Annotated in this window: 5 protein-coding genes and 2 pseudogenes; 6 read left to right on the plus strand and 1 reads right to left on the minus strand. The window is 49.6% G+C overall.

Annotated elements, in window-relative coordinates; genetic code table 11:
• Positions 1-37: 37 nt before the first annotated feature.
• Entirely contained in the window at positions 38-784 is a 747-nt protein-coding gene (gene ydfG, locus AAIR21_RS23980; RefSeq protein WP_068794576.1) for a bifunctional NADP-dependent 3-hydroxy acid dehydrogenase/3-hydroxypropionate dehydrogenase YdfG, read from the minus strand.
• Positions 785-926: 142 nt separating this feature from the next.
• Between ydfG and dcp the strand changes: the two genes are divergently transcribed.
• From dcp to AAIR21_RS24010, 6 genes and pseudogenes are all read left to right on the plus strand, one after another.
• Complete coding sequence (dcp, locus tag AAIR21_RS23985; RefSeq protein WP_183516399.1) at positions 927-2,960, plus strand: peptidyl-dipeptidase Dcp; 2,034 nt, start codon at positions 927-929, stop codon at positions 2,958-2,960.
• Between the two features lie 84 nt (positions 2,961-3,044).
• A pseudogene (locus tag AAIR21_RS23990) lies at positions 3,045-3,143 on the plus strand (hypothetical protein); the annotation flags it as partial.
• Between the two features lie 574 nt (positions 3,144-3,717).
• Positions 3,718-4,050: a hypothetical protein gene (locus tag AAIR21_RS23995; protein ID WP_127913522.1), complete on the plus strand. Its 333-nt coding sequence runs from the start codon at positions 3,718-3,720 to the stop codon at positions 4,048-4,050.
• A gap of 427 nt (positions 4,051-4,477) precedes the next feature.
• Complete coding sequence (locus tag AAIR21_RS24000) at positions 4,478-5,083, plus strand: CPBP family intramembrane glutamic endopeptidase (protein ID WP_113656159.1); 606 nt, start codon at positions 4,478-4,480, stop codon at positions 5,081-5,083.
• Between the two features lies 1 nt (position 5,084).
• A complete protein-coding gene (locus AAIR21_RS24005; protein WP_434682404.1) occupies positions 5,085-6,338 on the plus strand; it encodes an HlyD family secretion protein in 1,254 nt (417 codons plus the stop codon).
• A pseudogene (locus AAIR21_RS24010) lies at positions 6,338-6,499 on the plus strand (cysteine peptidase family C39 domain-containing protein); the annotation flags it as partial. The gene AAIR21_RS24005 and the pseudogene AAIR21_RS24010, both read left to right, overlap by 1 nt.
• Positions 6,500-6,540: the final 41 nt, after the last annotated feature.

A 6,540-nucleotide genomic window follows, 5' to 3' on the forward strand; every position in this document is an offset into this window, starting at 1 on the left:
TGAAACAGACCCGGCCCGCAGGCCGGGAAGGGCAATGTTAGCCACGATGGACGCTAAGTCCGCCAAAACTCTGGCTGACTGGCATCATTTCTACCGTATTAATGTTGACGTGTTTTGGCAGCGTTGCCACCCACCAGACCGCTTCGGTGACATCTTCCGGCGTCAGGGCGTTCGCATTCTCGTAGGTTTTGCCTGCTTTCGCGTCATCACCTTTAAACCGAACGTTGGAAAATTCGGTTCCGCCTACCAGGCCCGGCTCAATATCGGTCACGCGAATGGCGGTGCCGTGCAGATCGGTACGCAGGTTAAGGCTGAACTGACGCACGAAGGCTTTGGTCGCGCCATAAACATTACCGCCCGCATAAGGCCAGCTTCCTGCGGTCGAACCGATGTTAATAATGTGGCCGCGATTGCGCTCAACCATGCCTGGCAGCACGGCGCGGGTCATGTACACCAGCCCTTTGTTGTTTGTGTCGATCATGTTTTCCCAGTCTTCGACGCTGGCTTTGTGGGCAGGCTCCATACCGAGCGCCAGACCGGCATTGTTGACCAGCAGGTCAATGGCACGCCATTCGGCCGGCAGGTTAGCAATCATCTCTTCGATGGCGGCACGGTTACGGACATCAAGCTGCGCGGTCAGGATGCTGTCACCCAGCTCATCTTTCAGCTCCTGCAGACGCTCCTGACGACGACCCGTCGCAATCACCTTATGCCCGTTGGCGACGAAGCGACGCGTGATGCTTTCACCAAAACCTGCCGTTGCCCCGGTAACTAAAATAATCATCTCACTGTTCCTCAACGCTTTTTGTGTTGTACTAACATAGCACGGCCGCGAAGGATGCGTTAAGGCAACATTTGTATGACGGCATTGCAGGCAGTGGCGGCCTGGCCTACTCTGGGAAGATAACCGTACTCAGGAGTGAAAGATGTCGGCCACTAATCCCTTTTTTGAAAGCAGCCTGTTGCCTTATCAGGCACCCCGATTCGACGAAATCAACGACGGCCACTACCGCCCGGCATTCGATGAAGCGATACGCCAGAAGCGAGCCGAAATTGACGCGATTGTCGCGCAAACGGCCGCCCCCGATTTCAACAATACCGTGCTGGCGCTCGAAAAAAGCGGTGCCATGCTCTCGCGTGTCAGCAGCGTTTTCTTCGCCATGACCTCTGCGCACACCAATGATGACTTACAGGCGCTTGAAGAGCAGATCTCTACCGAGCTTGCTGCCCTGGCGAACGATATCTGGCTTAACGACACGCTGTTCTCTCGCGTGGAGAGCGTCTGGCAGGATTGTGCTGCGCTGGACGCCGAATCCCGTCGGCTGGCAGAAGAGACGTACCAGCACTTTGTGCTGGCCGGTGCGCGGCTGAATGATGCAGAAAAAGCGGAGCTGAAAGCGCTGAATACCGAGGCGGCGACCCTCACCAGCCAGTTTAATCAGCGTCTGCTGGCCGCCACCAAAGCCGGTGGGCTGGTCGTGGATTATGCACATCAGCTTGATGGACTCAGTCCTGACGAGATTGCGACGGCTGCCCATGCCGCCGCGGAGAAAGGGCTGAACGATCGCTGGTTGATTCCGCTGCTGAATACCACTCAACAACCCGCACTTTCCGCGCTGCGTGATCGTCAGACGCGGGAAAATTTGTTTAACGCGGGCTGGACGCGTACCCAGAAAGGGGATGAAAACGATACCCGGGCACTGATCCTGCGTCTCACCGCGTTGCGTGCGCGTCAGGCAAAATTGTTGGGGTTTGAGGACTACGCAAGCTGGAGTATCGCCGATCAAATGGCGAAAACACCAGCCGCCGCGTTGGCTTTTATGCGCGGTATTGTGCCCGCTGCACGCACTCGAGCGACGCTTGAGCAAGCCGATATCCAAAAAGTGATTGATGACGAGCAGGCCGGGTTCACCGTGCAGGCGTGGGACTGGGCTTTTTATGCCGAGCGCGTGCGCCAGGCGAAATATGCCCTCGACGAGTCGCAAATCAAGCCGTACTTTGCGCTCAACACGGTGTTGCAGGATGGCGTATTCTGGGCTGCAAGCCAGCTGTTTGGCCTCCGCTTTGTCGAGCGTTTCGATATTCCGGTTTACCATCCTGATGTCCGCGTGTGGGAAATTTTCGACCATACCGGCGAAGGGATGGCGCTGTTCTACGGTGATTTCTTTGCCCGCGAATCGAAAGCCGGTGGGGCGTGGATGGGGAATTTCGTCGAGCAATCGTATGAGTTTGCCTCGCGCCCGGTTATTTACAATGTCTGCAACTATCAAAAACCGGCTAACGGTCAGACGGCGCTGATCTCCTGGGACGATGTGGTCACCCTGTTCCACGAGTTTGGTCATACGCTGCACGGTCTGTTTGCCAGCCAGCGCTACGCCTCCCTCTCCGGCACCAATACGCCGCGTGATTTTGTCGAGTTCCCATCGCAAATCAACGAGCACTGGGCGAGCCACCCGCAGGTGTTTGCCCACTATGCCCGCCACTATCAGACCGGAGAGCCGATGCCGGAGGCGCTGCGCGATAAAATGCTTAACGCGACGCAGTTTAATAAAGGTTATGACATGACCGAGCTGCTTAGCGCTGCGCTGCTGGATATGAACTGGCACGGCATCAGCGAACCCGTGGACGATGTTGACACCTTTGAAGCGGCAGCACTGCACAAAGAGGGACTGGATCTGCCCGCCGTTCCACCGCGCTATCGCAGCAGCTACTTCGCCCATATCTTCGGCGGTGGCTACGCAGCGGGGTATTACGCCTACCTGTGGACGCAGATGCTGGCAGACGATGGCTACCAGTGGTTTGTTGAGCAGGGTGGTTTGACTCGCGAAAACGGGCAAAAATTCCGCGAGGCGATTTTGTCGCGCGGGAACAGTAGTGATTTAGCTGAACTTTACCGCCAGTGGCGTGGGCACGATCCGAGGATTGAACCGATGCTGGAGAATCGTGGATTGAGTGCTTAAGGGCTTTTTTAGTATGGGAACAGAACCGGGCGCGATGCCCGGTTTTTTGTCCGCTTTTGTCTTCCCCAAAATCATTAACGCCGCATAAAGTGCCTGGATAAAATCTGGAAGGATGGCCATCGTTACCAGAAAGCCGGAATAATGTTGGGTGACTTCTTCAGCCAGGGGGTGGCCCAGCTCAACCCTTTATGATTTTGAAACAGGAGCATGATGATGGAAGTCAGAGAGGCGGTAAAGCGGGTCGTGGACAAACTGGAAGGAGCTACGCAAAGGGGGATTTTGGGGGCATTTAGAAAGAAGGGACATCGATAGGGGCACCAAAAAGACCGTGCACGTCCGTAGATGTCCGTTAAACGTTTCGGCCTAACCCATTGAAATTATGATAAATGTAGCCATTTCAAAGAGTTGCGAATTTTCTGCACACTAAAATAACTTAAACAGCTTAACTCCTGCTATCTGCTACATCCAGCACAAAATGTTAGAATAAGGTTTAACTACATAATAAAACATGTTACGCACCAATCCCATTTTGAGATTGATTCTGGCTGCAATCTTTATAAGTTACCCAGAAACGTACGCCTACAAAGATAAGTAGTTGTAAAAATAACGGGGTTGAGCGAGCAGCATCTTTTAAATCTTAATGCTGTTAATTAAACTCAAACTTACAAATGTTTACAATCATTAGCTTTTCACACACTTTTATTGCGTGCAATAGTCAAAGCGCACAAAATGCAAAACCTAGAAAAAGAGGGATTTTATGTCAAGTATCAGAGAGTTAAGTTTCTTTGAAGTAGCTCAGGTGAGTGGTGGTGGAAACGCAGGAGATCATGACCGCAGCTCTAGTTCAAATTCGGGTTCAAAAAATTCAGGCTCCAAAAATAGTAATATTTATAATGGCGTTGACTCCTGCGGTGCTGGAATTATCGGGGGTTTAGTTGCTGGTTCTCCTGGCGGACCACTTGGTATGGCTGCTGGCGTTATTGGCGGGGCCATTGCCGGTCAGTGTACCAAGGATAGTTTTAGTAGCAAGGCAGATTGCAAAGGTAGTAATCAGAAATCCAGTGACTTTACTGGTCAGTGTCGCTGGTAATTTTGACTTAAAAAAATAATTACACTAAATCCCACTATAATCATTCTGACTGGCTGATTTATTAGCCATTGTGTGATTCATGATGATGCAGTAATAGTGGGATTATTAACGTCTTTCTTTTGGCTATGTTATTTATGAAAAAAATTATATATTTCTTAACGTATTTACTCCTTTTCATACTTGGTTTTGGACTATTGAATTTCGCTAACGTTCTTGACCTCAATGCAGCATCGCGCAGTGAAACGATTGCAAAGTTCATGGTCATGATTATCGTCCTTTTAGCCATAACCAGATGGGGGATTCGACTCTATATTCGAGTAACTGGATATAAAACCCAGTAGAAATTTCTACCTTGCATGTGTGCTTGTCTGCAATGTATTGACACATCTAACCCTGTATATGATTGGATAAAATTTAAGGATGCGGCGTGGACTTCAGGAAGAACATAATATTTTATCTGGTGCCAGTTCTTTTTTCCATTGCAATTACTTCACTACCTCTTCTGACTACAAGGTGGATTGGTCTGGAAAAATCATTGTACGCAATGTATATTACAGAAGGCATCCTTGGCGCTTGGGTTATTTCTTACATCTATAAATGCTGTTTGAAACTCGGCAGTAAAATGCTTTTATTTAAATTTTTAGTTTTGATAATTTTTATTCAAATCATCTTTTATGTAAAGCGAGAACCAAACTTTGGGGTGTTTCATATTTCAACTGACCATATCATCCCTTATTTATTTGCCATCTTTATCATACCTTTCTCTGAAGAATGTATCTACAGAGGTTGTCTAATTGATTTTTTTAGTGGCATATTCAAAGGTAATGTTATTTGGCCCGTGATGTTATCATCTGCAGTTTTTTGTGGGATGCATACCCAATATTCTAGTGCGCTTGATTTTACTGTACTGTTTGTTGTTTCTCTTATATTTTCTTTTGCAAGATTGAAATCTGGAAGTTTGTTGCCATCAATTATTTTACATTCATTTATGAATTGCTTCGTAATTTTATTGTCTAATTTAAATGTTTTTTAAAATGAAAATATTCAGGGACGAAGCGCTTAACTATCATAGTGATAACGAGTACGGGACCATTATCTTACCCGCATCCTTTTCCTTAACTGTATTTTCTTCAGTGACTATACTGACGCTCCCGTGCATAATAATATTCGTATATTCAGCCAGTTATACTCGTAAGGCACATCTCACCGGTATAGTAATGCCATCCTCCGGACTGATAAAAATAACACCTCAATATAACGGATATGTTACCCGAGTGGCGGTATCAGAAGGGCAGTACGTGGTAGCTGGCGAGCCTCTGTATCATATCAGCGGTGAACATTTTAACGGGCAGGGAACCGGTACGCTGGCTGCCATGAATCTCTCCCTGAAAACACAGTATGCCCTGCTGGCCTCTCAGCAAGCTTCCGAGGTGCGGGATAACCAGCAACAGCAGGAAGCAGTGCGGCAGCGCATTGCTTTCCTGCATTCACAGGTTAAAAGTGCAGAGCAACGTCTGATGCTGGCTGAACGGCAGGTTCAGTTGGCGACCGGAGTCATGAGACGTTATGAAATACTGGCTGGCACGCATTACGTTTCTGAAATCGAATTCCAGCAGAAACAGATCGACGTCTCCGCAGCACAGCAAAACGCAGAGGATCAGCGGCAGGGTGTACTGCAGTTACGTACCACACTCAAAACCGCTGAAGACGATCTCAATCACCTCAATGTCCAGGGCGAAAGCCGAAACGCCGAACTAGGCAGACAACTGCAGGAGATCAGGCAACAGCAGGACGAACTGTCCGGACAGGAGAATCTAACCCTGACGTCGCCGGTATCCGGCACTGTTGCAACTGTGCTGGTCAGGCAGGGGCAGTCTGTCAGAGCATCAGAGCCGGTGATGACGGTGGTACCGGACAATGCAAGTCTGCAGATTGAACTGTATGCCACGAGTCAGAATGCCGGATTCATCCAGCCAGGGCAGCGTGTGGCTTTGCGGTTCGCAGCCTTCCCTTATCAGAAGTTTGGTGTTCAGTACGGAACAATACATGAAATCAGCCGTACAACGCTGACTCCTTCGGATTTACTCTCCATATCTCCTGTCACTTGGAAGGAGAATGAAGGGCACTACCGTGTCATTGTCGTCCCTGATAACACCTTTATCCTGGCCTATGGAAAAAAAGAAGCCCTCCGCCCCGGTATGACCCTTGAGGGGGATGTCAGTCTGGATACTCGACATTTATGGGAGTGGCTGACAGAGCCGCTCTGGAGCCTGAAAGGAAAATTGTAATGGGAACACTAAACTGGACAGGGAGAAGACAGCTTCCCGTTATCCGCCAGACCGAGTCAGCAGAATGCGGTCTGGCGTGCCTTGCGATGATGGCGTGCTGGCATGGTCTCCAGACGGATTTGCCCACTCTCCGAGAACGCTTCAGTAGTAAGCGCCCCGGCAACGACGTCTGTTGACGCTCCCTCAATCCGGCGATGATAGA

It is taken from the genome of Enterobacter sp. PTB, assembly GCF_051130085.1.
Lineage (GTDB): Bacteria > Pseudomonadota > Gammaproteobacteria > Enterobacterales > Enterobacteriaceae > Enterobacter > Enterobacter ludwigii.